The organism is Streptomyces sp. NPDC059499 (genome assembly GCF_042749285.1).
Taxonomy (GTDB): Bacteria; Actinomycetota; Actinomycetes; order Streptomycetales; family Streptomycetaceae; genus Streptomyces.
Genome location: NZ_JBHYTT010000005.1, coordinates 69074 through 86074, shown reverse-complemented (window position 1 = coordinate 86074; position 17001 = coordinate 69074). Strand labels below are relative to the sequence as shown.

Genomic DNA, 17001 nt, shown 5'->3' with positions numbered 1-17001 from the left:
GGTGAGCGCACGGCGGGGCTCTCCACCAGGGGAGCACCCTTGCGCCGCTACTTCGCACGCAAACTTCTTGTCTACGCACTGACCTTCGTCGTCGCCGTCACCGTCAACTGGATGATCCCGCGCTTCATGCCCGGTGACCCGGTGGCGGCCATGGTGGCCCGCGCCCGCGTCTCGCAGCCCGAGGCCGCGGAGGCGATGCGCACGTACTACAACAACCTGTTCGGCTTCGACGAGCCGCTGTGGCAGCAGTACCTGCACTTCTGGGGGGCCCTGCTCCAGGGCGACTTCGGCATCTCCATCTGGGTCTTCCCCACGCCGGTCGGCGACGTCCTGCTCGACGCGCTTCCGTACACCCTCGCGCTGATGATCCCGTCGGTGCTGCTCAGCTGGTTCGTCGGCAACTGGATCGGCGCGCTCTCCGCCCGCCGCAAGGTCCTCGACAACACCGTGCTGCCGGCCGGCTATCTGCTGACCGCGATGCCGTACATGTGGATCGCCGTCATCCTCGCCTGGGCGCTCGGCGCGAAGGCCGGCTGGTTCCCCCTGTCGGGCGGCTACAGCCTCGACATCCAGCCCGGCTGGAACGCCGACTTCGTGCTCGACGCGCTGCACCACTGGGTGCTGCCGTTCCTCTCGCTCTTCCTCGTCGCGCTCGGCGGCTGGGCCATCGGCATGCGCAACATGATCATCTACGAGCTGGAGTCCGACTACTCCTCCTACCTGGCGGCCCTCGGCGCACCGCAGCGCCTCATCCGCCGCTACGCCTTCCGCAACGCGGTCCTGCCCCAGGTCACCGGTCTCGCACTCCAACTGGGGGTCCTGGTCGCCGGAGCACTCGTCACCGAGATCGTCTTCGCCTACCCGGGGCTCGGCTCACTGATCCTCGCCTCCATCCAGAACCAGGACTTCTTCCTGCTCCAGGGGGCGTTCCTGTTCATCGTCATCGGCGTACTCGTCGCCAACTTCCTCATCGACATCGTGTACGTCGTCGTCGATCCCCGCACCCGTACGGGCATGGCAGGAGGCACCTCATGAGCACACTGCCCGAGCCGGTACCCGAGGCCGCCGTGACCGCGCAGCCGCCCGCTGCCGAGCCCGGCAGCGAGTGGCTGCACTACGCGGTGCGCAACCCGAAGCTGATCATCGGCGCCGTCATCGTGGCGGTCCTGCTCGCCGTCGGCGTCATCGGCCCGATGCTGCTCGACAACGGCAACCCCAACGAGTACGTCGGCCCCCAGGCCTCCGCACCCGACGGCACGTACTGGATGGGCACCACCACCTTCGGCCAGGACGTGTACGCGCAGTTCGTGCACGGGCTCCGCGCCACCTTCCTGGTCGGTGTCGTCGGTGGCGCCATAGCCGCCGTCATCGCCATGCTCGTCGGCTTCCTCGCCGGCTACCGGGGCGGCCTCGTCGACGAGGTCCTGAACATGCTCACCAACGTCGTCCTGGTGATACCGGCCCTCGCGGTCCTGCTGATCATCAACGCCTACATGGGGGTGCGCAGCGTCGCCGTGCAGGGCCTGTTCATCGGCCTCACCTCGTGGCCCTGGGCGGCCCGGGCGATCCGGGCGCAGACGTTCTCGCTGCGCACCCGGGAGTTCGTGGACCTCGCCCGGCTCAGCGGGAGCGGCACCTGGCGGATCGTCTTCCGCGAGATCGCGCCCAACATGAGCTCGTACCTCTTCATGATGTTCATCCTGCTCTTCGGCGGGTCCATCCTCATCGCCTCCTCGCTGGACTTCATCGGGCTCGGTCCGACCGAGGGCGTCTCCCTCGGCCTGATGCTGCAGAGCGCCCAGCAGTGGAGCGCGCTCCAACTCGGCATGTGGTGGTGGTTCATTCCGCCGGGCGCCGGGATCACCGCGATCGTCGGCGCGCTCTACGTCGCCAACGTCGGCCTCGACGAGGTCTTCAACCCGAAGCTGAGGGAGTCGTGAACGCATGACCCTGACCGTCAACGACCTGCGGGTCCACTACCGCACGCTGCGTGGCGAGGTCCGGGCCCTGGACGGTGTCAGCTTCGACCTGGCGGACGGCGAGATCCTGGGCCTGGCCGGCGAGTCCGGTTGCGGCAAGACCACCCTCGGCAAGTCCCTGATCCGGCTCGACGGCCGGATGCGGCACGCGGGCGGCACCGTCACCCTGGACGGCGACGAACTGCCGCTGTCCGACGACCGCGCGATGAACGCCTACCGCTTCCACAAGATCTCGCTCGTCCCGCAGTACTCGATGAGCGCGCTGAACCCGACCCGTCGCATCGGCCGCATGATCCGCGAGCTCCTCGCCTCGCGGGGCGTCGGCGTGGACACCGGCGAACTGCACCGCCGGCTGGCCCTCGTGGGCCTGGAGCCCGATGTCCTGGACCGCTACCCGATCGAGCTCTCCGGCGGTATGAAGCAGCGCGCCGTCATGGTGATCTCCACGCTCCTGGACCCCTCGGTCCTGATAGCCGACGAGGTCACCTCGGCGCTGGACGTCTCCAACCAGCAGGCCGTCGTCGGCGCCCTCACCGGGCTCCGCGACAAGGGGCTGGTCACCAGCATGATCTTCGTGACCCACGACCTCGGACTGACCTCGCACATCGCCGACTCGATCATGGTGATGTACGCGGGCAAACTCGCCGAGAAGGCGCCCACGAAGTCCCTCACGGCCGAGCCCCGCCACCCGTACACCAAGATGCTGATCGGCTCGCTGCCCCAGGTGGGCGCCCGGTACAAGGACAAGCCGCTCAGCGGCATCGAGGGATCGCCGCCCTCCCTGCTGAACCCGCCTGCCGGCTGCCGCTTCCGCGACCGATGCCCCCTCGCCGACAGCCGGTGCGAGCAGGAGCCGCCCGTCGTCGAGATAGCCCCCCGCCACACCGTCGCATGCTGGAAGGCGGCCTGATGCTGACCCTCGACCGTGTCACCAAGACCTTCCGGGCCGGTGCCTTCGGCGGTGGTTCCGTCACCGCCGTCGACCGGGTGTCCTTCGAAGCGGCACCCGGTGAGCTCGTCTCCCTCATCGGCGAGAGCGGCAGCGGCAAGTCCACCATCGGCCGGATGGTCCTCGGCCTCACCGGGGTCAGCGGCGGCAGCCTCACCCTCGACGGCGAACAGGTCAAGCCCGGCAAGGACTTCTACCGCCGCGTCCAGGGCGTGTTCCAGGACCCCTTCAGCTGCTACAACCCGGTCTTCAAGGCCGACCGCGTCTTCGCGCTCGTGCGCCGCTCCTACCACCCCGGCCTCTCGGACAAGGAGTGGGCCGACCGCGTCGAGAGCGCGGTACGCGACGTACGCCTGGACCCGGGACAGGTCCTCGGCCGCTACCCGCACCAGCTCAGCGGCGGCCAGCTGCAGCGCCTGCTCATCGCGCGCGCCCTCCTGCTGGACCTGCGCTTCCTGGTCGCCGACGAGATCACCAGCATGCTCGACGCCTCCACCCGCATCGACGTGCTCAATCTCTTGGCCGGCCTCAAGGAACGCGGCCTCGGCGTCCTCTACATCACCCACGACCTCTCGCTCGGCACCTACCTCGCGGAGAAGACCGTGGTGCTCCGCAACGGCCGTGTCGTCGAACGCGGCGACACGCAGAAGGTCTTCGGCAACCCGCTGCACCCCTACACCCGCACCCTCCTGGCCGCCGTGCCCCGCCTCGACCGGCCCTGGACGGCCGCCGTCCCCGTGGAGACCTGCGCCTACCACGAGGGCCCGGCGTCCGGTGACGACCTGTACGAGACCGAACCGGGCCACTTCGTCGCCTGCGCCGGGCTCCCCGACTGCGGAAGGACCCTCACGTGACCCTGCGCCATCTGCCCCTGCACGAAGGCTGGACGCTTCACGCCGACGGCCCCGTGCCCGTGGGGCTCCCCACAGGAGGCGTTCCGGCGGCCGTCCCCGGCTGCGTCCACACCGACCTGCTGGCCGCCGGACTGATCGACGACCCCTATCTGGACGACAACGAGACCCGGCTGGGCTGGATCGGCCGCACCGACTGGACGTACCGCACCACCTTCGACTGGTCCGCCGACGAGCACACGTTCACCGACCTGTGCTTCGACGGTCTCGACACCGTCGCCACCGTCCTCGTCAACGGCACCGAGGCCGGCAGCACCGCGAACCAGCACCGCAGCTACCGCTTCCCCGTCCGGCCGCTGCTGCGCGAGGGCGCCAACACCGTCGACGTACGCTTCACCGCCCCGTACACGTACGCCGAGGCCCTGCGCGACAAGCTGGGCGACCGGCCGGGCGCGTACACGGAGCCGTACGCCTTCATCCGCAAGATGGCCTGCAACTTCGGCTGGGACTGGGGGCCGACCCTGGTCACCTCCGGCATTTGGCGCCCGGTGGCGCTGGAGTCCTGGACGGGCCCGCGCATCGCCGGCGTGAAGGTGCTCGCCGACCTGGACGGCGACGGGGTGCCGCGCCTCGCGCTCACCCTCGACGTCGACCGGGCCGGGGACGGGCCGCTGGACGCGTCGGTCGAGGTGGCCGGCGAACGGGCCGTGCTCACCGTCGCGGCGGGAGAGGACCGCGCGGCCGTCACCCTGCCCGTCCCCGGGGCGGGGCGATGGTGGCCGCACAGCCACGGCGAGCAGCCGCTGTACGACGTCACCGTCCGCCTCGGCGGCCACGCCTGGACCGGCAGGACCGGCTTCCGGGGCGTGACCCTGGAACGCGAGGCGTTCCGCCTCTCCGTCAACGAGGAGCCCGTCTTCGTACGCGGGGTGAACTGGATCCCCGACGACTGCTTCCCGGCCCGCGTCACCCGGCAGCGGATCTCCGACCGCTTCGACCAGGCGATCGCGGCGGGCGTCAACCTCGTCCGGGTCTGGGGCGGCGGACTCTACGAGAGCGACGACTTCTACGAGCTGGCCGACGAGAAGGGGCTGCTGGTCTGGCAGGACTTCCCGTTCGCGTGCGCCGCCTACCCCGAGGAGCAGCCGCTGTACGACGAGGTGGCCGCCGAGGTCCGCGAGAACCTCGTACGGCTCGCTCCGCACCCCTCCCTGGTCCTGTGGTGCGGCAACAACGAGAACCTGGAGGGCCACGCCGACTGGGGCTGGCAGGACGAGCTCCAGGGCCGGACCTGGGGTCACGGCTACTACCACGAGCTGCTGCCCGCCCTGTGCGCCGAGACCGACCCCACCCGCCCGTACTGGCCGGGGTCGCCCTACTCGGGCTCTCCGGAGCTCCCCCCGAACGACCCCGCCCTGGGCACGGTCCACCTCTGGGAGGTCTGGAACCGCGTCGACTACCGCCACTACGCCGACACGGCCCACCGCTTCGTCGCCGAGTTCGGCTTCCAGGGCCCGCCCGCGTACGCCACCCTGCGCCGGGCCGTCAGCGGCCCCCTCGCCGCGGACGCCCCGCTGGTCGCCCACCACCAGAAGGCGCAGGACGGCGACGCGAAGCTGCTGCGCGGCCTGGGCGACCACCTCCCGCAGCCGTCCGGCTTCGACGACTGGCACTGGCTCACGCAGCTGAACCAGGCCCGTGCCGTCGCCTTCGGCATCACGCACTTCCGCTCGCACACCCCGTACTGCGCGGGCTCGATCGTGTGGCAGCTCAACGACTGCTGGCCGGTCGTGTCCTGGGCCGCCGTGGACGGCGACGGCCGCCGCAAGCCGCTCTGGTACGCGCTGCGCAAGGTGTACGCGGACCGTCTGCTGGCCGTACGGGACGGCGCCCTGCACCTGGTCAACGACTCGGCCCGCGTCTGGGAGGGAGACCTGCGGCTGACCCGGCACGGGCTGGACGGGGCGGTCCTGGCCGAGGAGGAGATCGCGGTGAGCACGGCCGCGCGCGGCGTCACCCGTGTACCCCTCCCGCCGTCCGTCGCCCTTCCGGGGGACAGCACCCGCGAGGTGCTGGTGGCGCGGCTGGGCGAGGTGAGGGCGGTCGAGTTCTACGAGGAGGACACCCGGCTCGAGCTTGCGCCGGCGCGGTACGACGTGTCGGTCACACAGGGTGACGAGTCGGGCATCGGATACAGGGTCACGGTGACGGCGCGGACACTCCTGCGCGACCTCGCCCTCTTCCCCGACCGGCTGGATCCGGCGGCCGAGGTGGACGACATGCTCGTCACCCTGCTGCCCGGCGAAAGCGCGGTGTTCCATGTCACGGGGGCGGTCCTGAAGGACCCGGAGGCACTGGGACACGGGCCGGTTCTGAGGTGCGTCAACGACACCGTCACGCCCTGAGGTGGCGATGCCCTGGCGATCGGTGGCGCGGCCGTGGCTGATCGGCCGTTGGGGTGCGGCGAGTTTCCGTCATTCCGGTTTGCGGGGCTTCGCTCCCGTTACCCCGTCCGGGCATGTGCTGATGCAGTACGCACCGTCTGACGGACCCTCAAACGGTCAATAAAATAAGACAACATCGAGCCGGTGTTCCGCTGTTCGAGGGATGCCCCCGGATAGGGTCTTGTGCCAACGCGGAGCCGCGCGCCCACGCCCGGGTGGTGGAATGCAGACACGGCGAGCTTAAACCTCGCTGCCTCCTCGGGGGCGTGCCGGTTCGAGTCCGGCTCCGGGCACCACCGCATAGCGGGTGGGGCCCGATCGGGCGCACAGTACTTCAGTGGTCAACTTCTCTCAAAGATCCTCCTCTGGCACTAGGGTCATTGTTTTGCCTACCCATTACTCTTGTGGCAAGGCCACGCAGGGTGGCCATGGAGGAGTGAAATGAGGAGCAGCAACCCGGTCTTCTCGCGACGGGGCTTCAGCCGCGACAACGGCTCCGCGGGCTTCAACGCGGCACCGCAGGCCGGGGCCCCCGCAGCGGGTGCCAACCCGTACGCGCAGGGCGCCGCCGCCAACCCGTACGCCACGAACCCCTACGCCCAGCCGGACACCCAGTACGGCGCCCCGCAGGCGCCCGCGCGCTCCGGCGCCATGACGATCGACGACGTCGTCACGCGCACGGCGATGACGCTCGGCACCGTGGTGCTCACCGCCGCGCTCTCCTGGGCCCTTCTGCCGGTCGACGAGGCCAACCTGGGCAAGTCCTACGGCATCGCCATCGGCGCCGCCCTGGTGGCGTTCGTCCTGGCGATGGTCCAGTCCTTCAAGCGCAAGCCGTCCCCCGCGGTGATCCTCGCGTACGCGGCCTTCGAGGGTGTCTTCCTCGGAGTGATCTCCAGCGCGGTCAGCACCTACATCAGCCCCGGCACGGTGATGCAGGCGGTGATGGGCACCATGTGTGTCTTCGCCGGTGTGCTCATCGCGTACAAGATGCGCTGGATCCGCGTCACCCGCCGCTTCTACGGCTTCGTGATGGCCGCAGCCGTGGGCTTCGTGCTCCTGATGATGGTCAACCTGCTGTTCTCCGTGTTCGGCGGCGGTGACGGCCTGGGCTTCCGCAGCGGCGGCCTCGGCATCCTCTTCGGAGTCATCGGCATCATCCTCGGCGCGTGCTTCCTGGCGCTGGACTTCAAGCAGGTCGAGGACGGCGTCAACTTCGGAGCGCCGCGCGAGGAGTCCTGGCTGGCGGCCTTCGGCCTCACCCTGACCCTGGTGTGGATCTACCTGGAGATGCTGCGTCTGCTCTCCATCCTCAACGGGGACGACTGACCCGCAGGATCCCCGGGGATCCCTCCGGGATCGAACAGACGGAACGGCCCGCAGGCACTGCCTGCGGGCCGTTCCGTCTGTTGTCGGGGTGCTGCGGGGTCACAGGAGCCGTCTGGCTGCCCGCCTCAGGTCGTACTCGTGGATGATCGCTTTGGCGTGGCCGTAGGTGAGGTCGTGTTCGCTCCGCAGCCAGCTGACCTTCTCCTCGAAACGGAAGAGAGAGGGGCCGTCGTCGACGGTGCGAAGCCAGTCGGCGATGTCACGACCGGTGCATTGAGGGATCCGTGAGAGCAGGTTGCGATGGGTTTCTTCGGAGAAGACTTGAGACATCGGCGCCTCCGACGCAGTGCGCGTTGCTGGTCCTTCCCGACACCGTGCCCGACCGTCGGCCCGTTGGCAACCATCCTGCGGGGGCGCGTAGGGTCACGGCGTGCTCGATACGACGCCTCTGATCACCGCCGTGGACCGATTCGCCGACCGTCTGCGCAGCGCCCCGCAGAGCCGGCTGCAGCGCGGTGCCGCGGCCGGGGCCCTGGCCACGGCCAGGGAGCTGACCGCACGGGCCCAGCGTGCCGAGGCGCCGGACCGGGAGCCGCGCATCATGCCGGACGCCGGGATATTCGCGGTCGGTGACCAGCTGGCCGTCGCGGGCCGCGATCTGGCCGTGGCACTGGAAACGGCCTCGTCCGCGGAGCTGGACGAGGCCGTGCGATTCGTCGACGCAGCGGCGGCGCGGGCGTTTTCCTGAGCCCGCGCGGGCCGGAGCGGGTGTGCGTACTAGAACGACGCGATGACGCGGTCGGCGAGGATGTAGACGTTCTCCTTGCCGCACGAGAACGTCAGCGCGTAGGCGCCGGAGACACCGGAACCACCCAGCAGCACCGGCTGCTCGCCGGCGCGCAGCGAATCGGAGAGCCGCTCGGCGGTCTCGCGGTGCCCGGGGGTCATACAGAGCGTGGTGCCGTCGGCGAAGACGTAGACGTCGAGCGTGCCGAGCGGGCCGGGGCGGACGTCCGTGAGCTCGGTACCGGTGTCGGCGAGCCGCTCCAGGCGGTTCACGGTACGCTCATGGTCAGTGACAACCGGTGTCTGCACCGGGACGAAGTCCGGGTGTGAGGGGTGGCGGCGACGTGCCGCCGCCAGCTCGGGAGAGTCCTCGGCGAACTCCACGAATTCGGAGACCTCGGCGACCTCGGGCAGATCGGTCAGCTCGATCAGCTCCTCCATGGCCTCGGTGGCTTCGAGGTCCATCGCCTCGAGGCCGGCGAAATCGGCCTGGCGGGGCATGAAGAACGGGGCGTCCTCGCCCAGACCGGCGAGCCCGCCCAGCAGGGACGGCGCGTCGGCGGCGTCGCGCGCCTCCTGGGCGGCCCAGAAGGCACGGGCTTCGGCCAGTTCCCGCTCCCGCTCCTCGGCGAGTGCGTCGGCGACCGCGGCGCGTATCTCCTCGGCGGAGGCGGAGACGGCGGCACTCCGGTTCTGCTGTTCGGGCACGGACGCGCTGAGGCTCCGTCCCTCCGCCAGCTCCGTCCGCAGGGCCGCGACCTGCTTGCGCAGCCCGTGAGCGGCGTGCAGAGCAGCGGCGCCGACAGCCGTGGCAGCGGCGGTGGTCAGCAACAGGGCAAATGACATGGCGCTCACTGACATACTCCCGGTTTCAATCGACACCCCCGACTTCCTACATCAGCTTGTCCTGTACTCGTGCCTGCTGTCAGTGCATTACGTCACGAATTGGACAGGTCTTTGTGCCTGGTGTTTAGCCCTGTGGCTGGTGTGACCTGCGAAAACGACTCTCCCCCGGGACGCAGATCACATCCTGGGGGAGATTCGGTCACGTTCGGGGCTCGGCCGGGTTCGAAACGGCCCCTCCGAGGGAGGGCGAGGCGCTCTCCGGGCCCTGGGTCCGTCCTAGCTGAGGCGCTCGATGACCATGGCCATGCCCTGGCCGCCGCCCACGCACATGGTCTCCAGGCCGAACTGCTTGTCGTGGAACTGCAGGCTGTTGATCAGCGTGCCGGTGATCCGGGCGCCGGTCATGCCGAAGGGGTGGCCGACGGCGATCGCGCCACCGTTGACGTTGACCTTGTCCAGCGGCAGGCCGAGGTCCCGGTAGGACGGGATGACCTGGGCGGCGAACGCCTCGTTGATCTCGGCCAGGTCGATGTCGTCGATGGTCAGGCCGGCGCGCTTCAGCGCCTGCTTGCTGGCCTCGACCGGTCCGTAGCCCATGATCTCGGGGGACAGGCCGGAGACGCCCGTCGAGACGATCCGGGCCAGCGGGGTCAGGCCCAGTTCGCGCGCCTTGGTGTCGGACATGATCACGAGTGCGGCGGCGCCGTCGTTGAGCGGGCAGCAGTTGGCCGCGGTGACGAGTCCGTCGGGGCGGAACACCGGCTTCAGGCCCTGCACGCCCTCCAGGGAGACGCCCGCGCGCGGGCCGTCGTCCTGCGAGACGACCGTGCCGTCCGGCGTCGTCACCGGGGTGATCTCGCGCTCCCAGAAGCCGTTCTTGATGGCCGCCTCGGCGAGGTTCTGCGACCGGACGCCGAACTCGTCCATGTCCTGGCGGGTGACGCCCTTGGTGCGGGCCAGGTTCTCCGCGGTCTGCCCCATGGAGATGTACGCGTCCGGGACGATGCCGTCCTCGCGCGGGTCGGTCCAGCTCGCACCGGTCTCCTCGGCGCGGGCGGCGGTACGGGCCTCGGCCTCGGCGAAGAAGGGGTTGTGCGTGTCCGGGATGCTGTCGGAGTTGCCCTTGACGAAGCGGGACACCATCTCGACACCGGCGGAGATGAAGACGTCGCCCTCACCGGCCTTGATGGCGTGCAGCGCCATGCGGCTGGTCTGCAGCGAGGACGAGCAGTAGCGGGTGACCGTACAGCCGGGGAGGTGGTCCATCCCCATCTGCACGGCGATGATGCGGCCCAGGTTGTTGCCCTGCTCGCCGCCGGGGAGGCCGCAGCCGAGCATCAGGTCGTCGATGTCCCTGGGGTCCAGCTCGGGGACCTTGGCCAGCGCGGTCTGGATGATGGTGGCGGTCAGGTCGTCCGCGCGCAGGTCCTTGAGGGACCCCTTGAAGGCCCGGCCGATCGGCGAGCGGGCGGCGGAAACGATCACGGCTTCGGGCATCACGCGGCTCCATGAGGGCTGGAAGACTGGGCTGACTTGGAAGTTACCCGGACGTATAGCTGAGGTCACCCAACAGGCTGTGTGATGCGGACCTCTTTTCTAAGCAACCGCTCAGTCGCCCGGGTTGTTCCCGTGCGGGACCGCCGGTCCGCGCCACCGCCGGGCCACCCTCACGCCCGGTCCGTCAGGGCCGCTCCCGCGCCGGCCGCCACGTGGCCCCCGACCCGGACGGCGGCGGCCCGCCGTCCGCGCCGTCCGCGGCGTCCACGCCGTGCCGCCTCGCCGGCTCCGTGTGCGCGGGCAGCCGCCGCCGCCGGCGGTGCTTGAGCAGGGCCCACGGCGCCCGGGCCCCCGTGACCTCCGTACCGGCCTCCCGTGCCGCCTGGGAGGCCGCCTTGGCCACCGGCAGCATGTCCTCGCGCCGCGACCCGTCCAGGTGGTCGGACTCCGGCCACAGCCCCAGCACCGCGCAGAGCGTCGGCAGCATCGCCATCGCCGCCGTCGCGTACCCCTCCGCCGAAGGGTGGTAGTTGTCGGGGCCGAACAGCTCCCGCGGATTCGCCTCGAACTCGGGCCCCAGCAGGTCGCCCAGCGACACCGTCCGCCCGCCCTGCTCCACCGCACCGATCGTCTGGGCCGCCGCCAACTGGCGGCTCACCCGCCGCGCCAGCCACCGCAGCGGCTGGTAGACCGGCTCGATCGTGCCCAGGTCCGGGCAGGTGCCCACGACCACCTCGGCGCCGGCCGTGCGCAGCCGCCGTACGGCCGTACTCAGGCAGCGCACCGACTGCGTCGCCGGCATCCGATGGGTCACGTCGTTGGCGCCGATCATGATCACGCAGACGTCCGGCACCCCCGACGGATCGGCCAGGACCAGCGACACCTGCCGGTCCAGATCGTCCGACCGGGCCCCGGGCAACGCCACGTTCCGCAGATCCACCGGCCGCTCGGCCACCGCCGCCAGCCCGGACGCGAGCAGCGCCCCCGGTGTCTGACCCGCCCTGCGCACCCCCTGCCCGGCCGCCGTGGAGTCACCCAGCATCACGAACCGCAACGGATCGGTGGGGCCCGCGAAGGCCACCCCGTACCGTCCGTTCGCACTCGGCGGGACCGGCGCCGTACCGCCGCCCACCTGCCTTTTCGCCAGCTGTACCTCCGCCAGCACCAGGCCCACCGTCGCCGCACCGATCAGCCCGACGCTGCCGCCGCCGTAGGCCGCGCCCGCTGCGATCCGCCGTGCCACCCTCGCCCTCGACACAGTCCGGTCCACCTCCTCCTTGCTGTGCAGCTGTACACAGCACTACCTGCCCCGTACGGGGCGTAGCCCAATCGCTTCGTCCAATGTCCTCCCCGTACGCATAGTCTTGCTTGACCATCTCGGAGACCCCGGAGTACACGGTGCAATTCCACGATTCGATGATCAGTCTTGTCGGCAACACCCCGCTGGTGAGGCTGCGCAATGTGTCGGCAGGCATTCAGGCGACGGTCCTGGCCAAAGTCGAGTACTTCAACCCCGGCGGGTCGGTGAAGGACCGCATCGCGCTGCGCATGATCGAGGCTGCCGAACAGAGCGGTGAACTCAAGCCCGGCGGCACCATCGTCGAGCCGACCAGTGGCAACACGGGCGTCGGCCTGGCCATCGTCGCCCAGCAGAAGGGCTACAAGTGCGTCTTCGTGTGCCCGGACAAGGTGTCCACGGACAAGATCAACGTCATGCGGGCGTACGGCGCGGAGGTCGTCGTCTGCCCCACTGCCGTCGACCCGGAGCACCCGGACTCGTACTACAACGTCTCCGACCGCCTGGTCCGTGAGACGCCCGGTGCCTGGAAGCCCGACCAGTACTCCAACCCGAACAACCCGCGCTCGCACTACGAGACCACGGGTCCGGAGCTCTGGGAGCAGACCGACGGGAGGATCACCCACTTCGTCGCGGGCGTCGGCACCGGGGGCACGATCTCCGGCACCGGCCGCTATCTCAAGGAGATCAGCGAGAACCGCGTGCAGGTCATCGGCGCGGACCCGGAGGGCTCCGTGTACTCCGGCGGATCGGGACGCCCGTACCTGGTCGAGGGTGTCGGCGAGGACTTCTGGCCGAGCGCCTACGACCGTACGGTCACGGACGAGATCGTCGCGGTCTCCGACAAGGACTCCTTCCAGATGACCCGGCGCCTCGCCAAGGAGGAGGGCCTGCTGGTCGGCGGCTCCTGCGGCATGGCGGTCGTCGCGGCTCTGGAGGTCGCCGCGCGGCTCGGCCCCGACGACGTGGTGGTCGTGCTGCTGCCGGACAGCGGCCGCGGCTACATGAGCAAGATCTTCAACGACGAGTGGATGGCCGACTACGGCTTCCTGGAGGCCACCGGCACCTCCGCCCCGGTCGGTGCCGTGCTCGACTTCAAGGAGGGCCCGCTCCCCTCTCTCGTCCACATGCACCCGGACGAGACGGTCGGCGAGGCCATCGACGTACTCCGCGAGTACGGCGTCTCGCAGATGCCGATCGTGAAGCCCGGCGCGGGCCACCCGGACGTGATGGCCGCCGAGATCATCGGGTCCGTGGTCGAGCGCCAGCTCCTGGACGCCCTGTTCACGCAGCGCGCCTCGCTCTCCGACCCGCTGGACAAGCACATGTCGGCGCCGCTGCCGCAGGTCGGCTCCGGTGAACCGGTCGAGGACCTGATGGCCGCGCTCAGCGGTGCGGACGGCTCCGACGCGGCGATCGTGCTGGTCGAGGGCAAGCCGAAGGGCGTGGTGAGCAGGCAGGACCTGCTGGCCTTCCTCGCGAAGGACGCGACCCCGAAGGCGTAGGCCGGATTTCCGGGCTTCGCGAAACCGGTACGAGCGCGTCACGTGCGCGCAGCACCGGCTTAACACGGCTCCGGCACAGTAGTGGGTGTCGGCAGGGGAAACCCCGCCGGCACCAGATACGGCGACACGGACTACGGAGCGGCTCCCGGACCTCCACCGTCGCCAGGACGCGATACCCGGCCCTGACCCGGGAGCGCGTCCCTCGCGGGGACCGCCGTCGTCCCGCCCTCCGGGAAACCGGGGGTGCGGCGGTCCCCGCGACATATCTATGCGCGGAGATCGCCGCGGTCCGTGGCACGCGGATGCGCGCGGAGCGGCGGCACCCGCCCCCGCGGCCCGCCCGTCGGGGCCTCAGGCCTCCCAGTCGGACGAGGTCCTCTCACGCTGTTTGTCCCGGAACCACGGCAACCCACGGGCGGCGTGCACCGCGTTCACGCCGACGATCCCGAGCCAGGCCACGACGAGCCCGTCGATCCCGGCATTCGCGACGCCGATCGCCGACAGCGGGATGGCCAGAACCAACGAGACGACCCCGAAGCCGAAGCGCTCCCCGAAGGTCCCGCCCGTCCGGACAGGCTGCGTACCGCCCCGGGCGACCACCATCTGCTGCTCGGCGAAATGCCGCCGCACCCGCCGGTCCAAGGTGCCGTCGAGCCGTTGCTCGACCTTCTCCAGGAACGAGTCGATGAGTGCGGACTCGTATTCGGGTCCCAGCTCGCTGCGGGCCTGCAGGGTCGCGTCGAGCTCTTGCTTGAGCTCGGAGTCACGGGCTTCCATGCCCCTACGGTACGAATCGCGGGCGCCCGGGTCAGGGGGGTTAGCCCCCCAGTTTCCGCCCGTTTCCGTGCCGGGCGGGACGGCCCGTCGCATGCCGGGCGGGGCAGGGCGCACCGGCGTAGCGTGGACCGGGCGAAGAGGGGAGCCGGTTCATGACCACCGCGACGCCTTCCGCCCGCACCATCCCCCGCACCTCCGAGGAGCGGGCCCGGGAGGTCAACGAGGCAGAGCTCCGCGCCACCCTGTCCACCTTCCGGGAGCTGTCCGACGAGGACTGGGAGCGTCCGACGACCTGCACGGGCTGGACGGTCCGCGACATGCTCGCCCACATCGTCGGCCAGTACGAGGAGGTGCCCCGGCCCTGGGTCTCCGTACGGCGGATCCGGCAGGCGGGGCGGACGCATCCGCACCTGGGCCGGCTCGACGGTCACAACGAGAGTCAGATCGAGGACAGGCGGGCCGTGCCGGGCAGGGAACTCATCGGCGCTCTCGCCCACTACGCCCCCCAGGCCCTGCGCGCCCTGCGCCGCGTGCCCGTGCCCGTCCGCAGGAAGACGCGGCTCAGCCTGCTCTACCCGGAGGCCAAGGCCCTTCCCGACGACTCGATGGACTATCTGAACCGCGTCCTCATCGCCAGGGACACCTGGATGCACCGGGTGGACCTCAGCGACGCGACGGGAGCCGAGCTGCTCCTGGACGGGCACGACCGCGAGATCGTGGACCAGGTGGTGCTCGACCTCGCGCTCGCGTGGACCGGCCCCGCGGTGGAGATCGACCTCCACGGCCCCGCAGGCGGCAACTGCCTTCTCCTGGGCATCGGCAACCCCGCGGCGAGGCTCCGCGCGGACGCGATCGTCTTCGCCCGCCATGTGGCGGGCCGCCCTCCGCGCGGGCCGCTGGAGCTGGACGGCGACGACGACGCGCAGGCGGCGCTCATGGCGGCACGTGTCGTGTTCTGACCCCCGTGCGTGACAACGCGGCTGCGCAGGCTGCGCGCAGGACTTCAAGGAGCCATGGCCCTCGTGCGGTGGCCGTCCCGGATGGCGGGACTGTATATGGACATACAGTCCGCATGCTGGCTGAATGGATCCGTCGGCGCCGTGCGGTGCGACGGATCCTGGAGGGACCAGCATGAGCGGGAGCAGCCCGGCTGCGCGGTTGCAGCGGCTCTTCGAGGGGCAGCGGCTCACGCCCACCCAGCGGCGCATCGCCCACTCCATGGTCCGGCGGGCCGCCGATGCTCCCTTCCTGTCCAGTGTGGAGCTGGCCGAGCTGGCCGGGGTCAGCCAGCCGTCGGTCACCCGGTTCGCGGTGGCGCTCGGCTTCGACGGGTACCCGGCTCTCCGCAAGCACTTGAGAGAGGTCGCACCGGACGGAGCGGTGGCCGGGGGCGCGGTGGAGGAGACCCTCAACGAGTACCAGCAGGCCGTCCGGGCGGAGATCGAGAACCTGCAGCACCTGGCCGGACTCCTCGCCGATCAGGGCCCGGTGGAGCGGGCGGGCCGGCTGCTCGCCGCATCGCGGCCGCTGCCCGTGCTGGGGCTGAGGGCGGCCTCGTCGCAGGCTCGGGGGTTCGGGTACTTCGCCGCCAAGGTGCACCCGGACGTCCGCGTGCTCGACGAGGGCGGCACCATGCTGCACGACCGGATCGACGCCGCCCGGCGGGCGGGGGCCACCACGCTGATGTGTTTCGCGCTGCCCCGGCATCCGAGAGAGGTCGTGGACGCGCTCGCGTATGCGCAGGCGCAGGGACTGACCGTCGTGACCGTGGCCGATTCGGCCTTCGCCCCGGTGGCCAAGCACAGCGATGTGCTGATTCCGGCCGCCGTCGGGACGGGGCTCGCCTTCGACACCGCCTGCGCCCCGATGCTGCTGGGGCGGGTGCTGCTGGAGGCGATGTGCGACGGGCTGCCGGAGGCGCAGGCCCGGCTGGAGGAGTTCGACGCGCGGGCGGCGGCGCGGGGGCTGTTCGTCGAGTAGGGGTCTTCGGACGGCGCCCTCATTTTTTGACGATTCTCAGGTGTCGCTCATCTGTGCCTATTAATCTCCGCGCCCAGGAAGGTCCTCAGGGAGTCGTGGAGAGGGGTACGGACGTGGGGCGCGGAGCGCAGTCGTTGGCGAGGGTGGCCGTGATCGTGCGGGCCGGGGCGGCACCTCTGTGGTGGCCGGGCCTGCTGGCGGCGGCAGTCGGGGTATTCGTACCGGGGCTCACCGGGCGGCGGGTCGGGCTCCCGGCCGGGGCGGTGCTCTTCCTCGTGGCCGCCGTGGTGGTGGCTCTGCTGCGTACGGGGCGGTACGCGCAGCTCGCCGAAGGGGCCGCACGGGCCGGGCGGAGCGACTTTCTGCAGGACCGGGCCGTGACCGTGCGGAACTGGCGGCGGGCGCACCGGTGGTGGCTGCTGGGCGCGTTCGTCGCTGCCGTGGCCAGTGGCTTCCTCGTGCCGGGGGCCGGCGGGCTCCTGCTCGCCGGGGCCGGGGCCGGGCTCTGGGCCAAGGCCGTGCGGATCGGGCGGCGGGAGCAGCGGGACGACGTCCTGTACTGGGTGCGCACCGACTGGGCGGTGCGCGGCGGGCCCGCGGGTAAGCAGGTGAAGGCGTACCGGACGACCGGGCCCGTGGCGGGGGGGGGCCGGCCGGGGGGGGGGGGGGGGGGGCGCCCCCCTCGGCGCGCGGGGCGGACCCCCAGGAGGGGGGGGAGGAGATAGACCCCGGGAGCTTAAAAAAAAAAAACAACACGCGCG

At 70.7% G+C, this 17001-nt stretch carries 16 protein-coding genes and 1 tRNA gene; 12 read left to right on the top strand and 5 right to left on the bottom strand.

The window, feature by feature from the left end; all coding sequences use genetic code 11:
- The first annotated feature begins 39 nt into the window (after window positions 1-39).
- The 7 genes from ACFW9O_RS14520 to ACFW9O_RS14490 all read left to right on the top strand — a co-directional run bounded on the left by ACFW9O_RS14520 (window position 40) and on the right by ACFW9O_RS14490 (window position 7552).
- Window positions 40-1035, top strand: coding sequence for an ABC transporter permease (locus ACFW9O_RS14520; RefSeq protein ID WP_351177862.1), 996 nt, complete (start codon window positions 40-42; stop codon window positions 1033-1035).
- On the top strand, window positions 1032-1940 hold the full coding sequence (locus ACFW9O_RS14515; protein ID WP_384609071.1) for an ABC transporter permease: 909 nt from the start codon (window positions 1032-1034) through the stop codon (window positions 1938-1940). The genes ACFW9O_RS14520 and ACFW9O_RS14515 overlap by 4 nt, the downstream gene beginning before the upstream one ends.
- 4 nt (window positions 1941-1944) lie before the next feature.
- Complete coding sequence (locus tag ACFW9O_RS14510) at window positions 1945-2889, top strand: ABC transporter ATP-binding protein (protein ID WP_351177868.1); 945 nt, start codon at window positions 1945-1947, stop codon at window positions 2887-2889.
- Window positions 2889-3782 carry an ATP-binding cassette domain-containing protein gene (locus ACFW9O_RS14505; RefSeq protein WP_351177871.1) on the top strand — a complete coding sequence of 298 codons (894 nt, stop codon included), beginning with the start codon at window positions 2889-2891 and terminating at the stop codon, window positions 3780-3782. The genes ACFW9O_RS14510 and ACFW9O_RS14505 overlap by 1 nt, the downstream gene beginning before the upstream one ends.
- The gene (locus ACFW9O_RS14500) at window positions 3779-6184 is read left to right on the top strand and encodes a glycoside hydrolase family 2 protein (RefSeq protein WP_384609068.1); all 2406 of its coding nucleotides are present in this window, start codon (window positions 3779-3781) and stop codon (window positions 6182-6184) included. Before ACFW9O_RS14505 ends, ACFW9O_RS14500 begins: the two co-directional genes overlap by 4 nt.
- A gap of 248 nt (window positions 6185-6432) precedes the next feature.
- Window positions 6433-6519 (top strand) — tRNA-Leu (locus tag ACFW9O_RS14495).
- A gap of 145 nt (window positions 6520-6664) precedes the next feature.
- Entirely contained in the window at window positions 6665-7552 is an 888-nt protein-coding gene (locus tag ACFW9O_RS14490; RefSeq protein WP_351177877.1) for a Bax inhibitor-1/YccA family protein, read from the top strand.
- A gap of 99 nt (window positions 7553-7651) precedes the next feature.
- Here the strand turns inward: ACFW9O_RS14490 and ACFW9O_RS14485 are convergent, their stop codons facing one another.
- A complete protein-coding gene (locus tag ACFW9O_RS14485) occupies window positions 7652-7882 on the bottom strand; it encodes a DUF4287 domain-containing protein (RefSeq protein WP_329210289.1) in 231 nt (76 codons plus the stop codon).
- Window positions 7883-7982: 100 nt separating this feature from the next.
- Here ACFW9O_RS14485 and ACFW9O_RS14480 point away from each other — a divergent pair, with 100 nt between their 5' ends.
- The gene (locus tag ACFW9O_RS14480) at window positions 7983-8300 is read left to right on the top strand and encodes a hypothetical protein (RefSeq protein ID WP_384609064.1); all 318 of its coding nucleotides are present in this window, start codon (window positions 7983-7985) and stop codon (window positions 8298-8300) included.
- 29 nt (window positions 8301-8329) lie between these two features.
- Here ACFW9O_RS14480 and ACFW9O_RS14475 read toward each other — a convergent pair whose 3' ends face one another.
- The 3 genes from ACFW9O_RS14475 to ACFW9O_RS14465 all read right to left on the bottom strand — a co-directional run bounded on the left by ACFW9O_RS14475 (window position 8330) and on the right by ACFW9O_RS14465 (window position 11924).
- Window positions 8330-9184, bottom strand: coding sequence for a hypothetical protein (locus ACFW9O_RS14475; RefSeq protein WP_351171887.1), 855 nt, complete (start codon window positions 9182-9184; stop codon window positions 8330-8332).
- A gap of 276 nt (window positions 9185-9460) precedes the next feature.
- Window positions 9461-10681: an acetyl-CoA C-acetyltransferase gene (locus ACFW9O_RS14470; RefSeq protein WP_351171890.1), complete on the bottom strand. Its 1221-nt coding sequence runs from the start codon at window positions 10679-10681 to the stop codon at window positions 9461-9463.
- Between the two features lie 184 nt (window positions 10682-10865).
- Window positions 10866-11924, bottom strand: a complete 1059-nt coding sequence (locus ACFW9O_RS14465; protein WP_384609625.1) for an SGNH/GDSL hydrolase family protein — start codon at window positions 11922-11924, stop codon at window positions 10866-10868.
- Between the two features lie 155 nt (window positions 11925-12079).
- Between ACFW9O_RS14465 and ACFW9O_RS14460 the strand changes: the two genes are divergently transcribed.
- Window positions 12080-13483: a cystathionine beta-synthase gene (locus ACFW9O_RS14460; protein WP_351171893.1), complete on the top strand. Its 1404-nt coding sequence runs from the start codon at window positions 12080-12082 to the stop codon at window positions 13481-13483.
- 351 nt (window positions 13484-13834) lie between these two features.
- On the opposite strand, the gene ACFW9O_RS14455 is transcribed toward ACFW9O_RS14460, so the two are convergent.
- The gene (locus tag ACFW9O_RS14455; RefSeq protein WP_384609060.1) at window positions 13835-14260 is read right to left on the bottom strand and encodes a hypothetical protein; all 426 of its coding nucleotides are present in this window, start codon (window positions 14258-14260) and stop codon (window positions 13835-13837) included.
- 152 nt (window positions 14261-14412) lie between these two features.
- On the opposite strand from ACFW9O_RS14455, the gene ACFW9O_RS14450 reads away from it, so the two are divergent.
- From ACFW9O_RS14450 to ACFW9O_RS14440, 3 genes are all read left to right on the top strand, one after another.
- Entirely contained in the window at window positions 14413-15219 is an 807-nt protein-coding gene (locus ACFW9O_RS14450) for a maleylpyruvate isomerase family mycothiol-dependent enzyme (protein ID WP_384609058.1), read from the top strand.
- A gap of 172 nt (window positions 15220-15391) precedes the next feature.
- Window positions 15392-16240: a MurR/RpiR family transcriptional regulator gene (locus ACFW9O_RS14445; protein WP_351171902.1), complete on the top strand. Its 849-nt coding sequence runs from the start codon at window positions 15392-15394 to the stop codon at window positions 16238-16240.
- Between the two features lie 143 nt (window positions 16241-16383).
- Window positions 16384-16965, top strand: a complete 582-nt coding sequence (locus tag ACFW9O_RS14440; protein WP_384609622.1) for a hypothetical protein — start codon at window positions 16384-16386, stop codon at window positions 16963-16965.
- Window positions 16966-17001 lie beyond the last annotated feature (36 nt).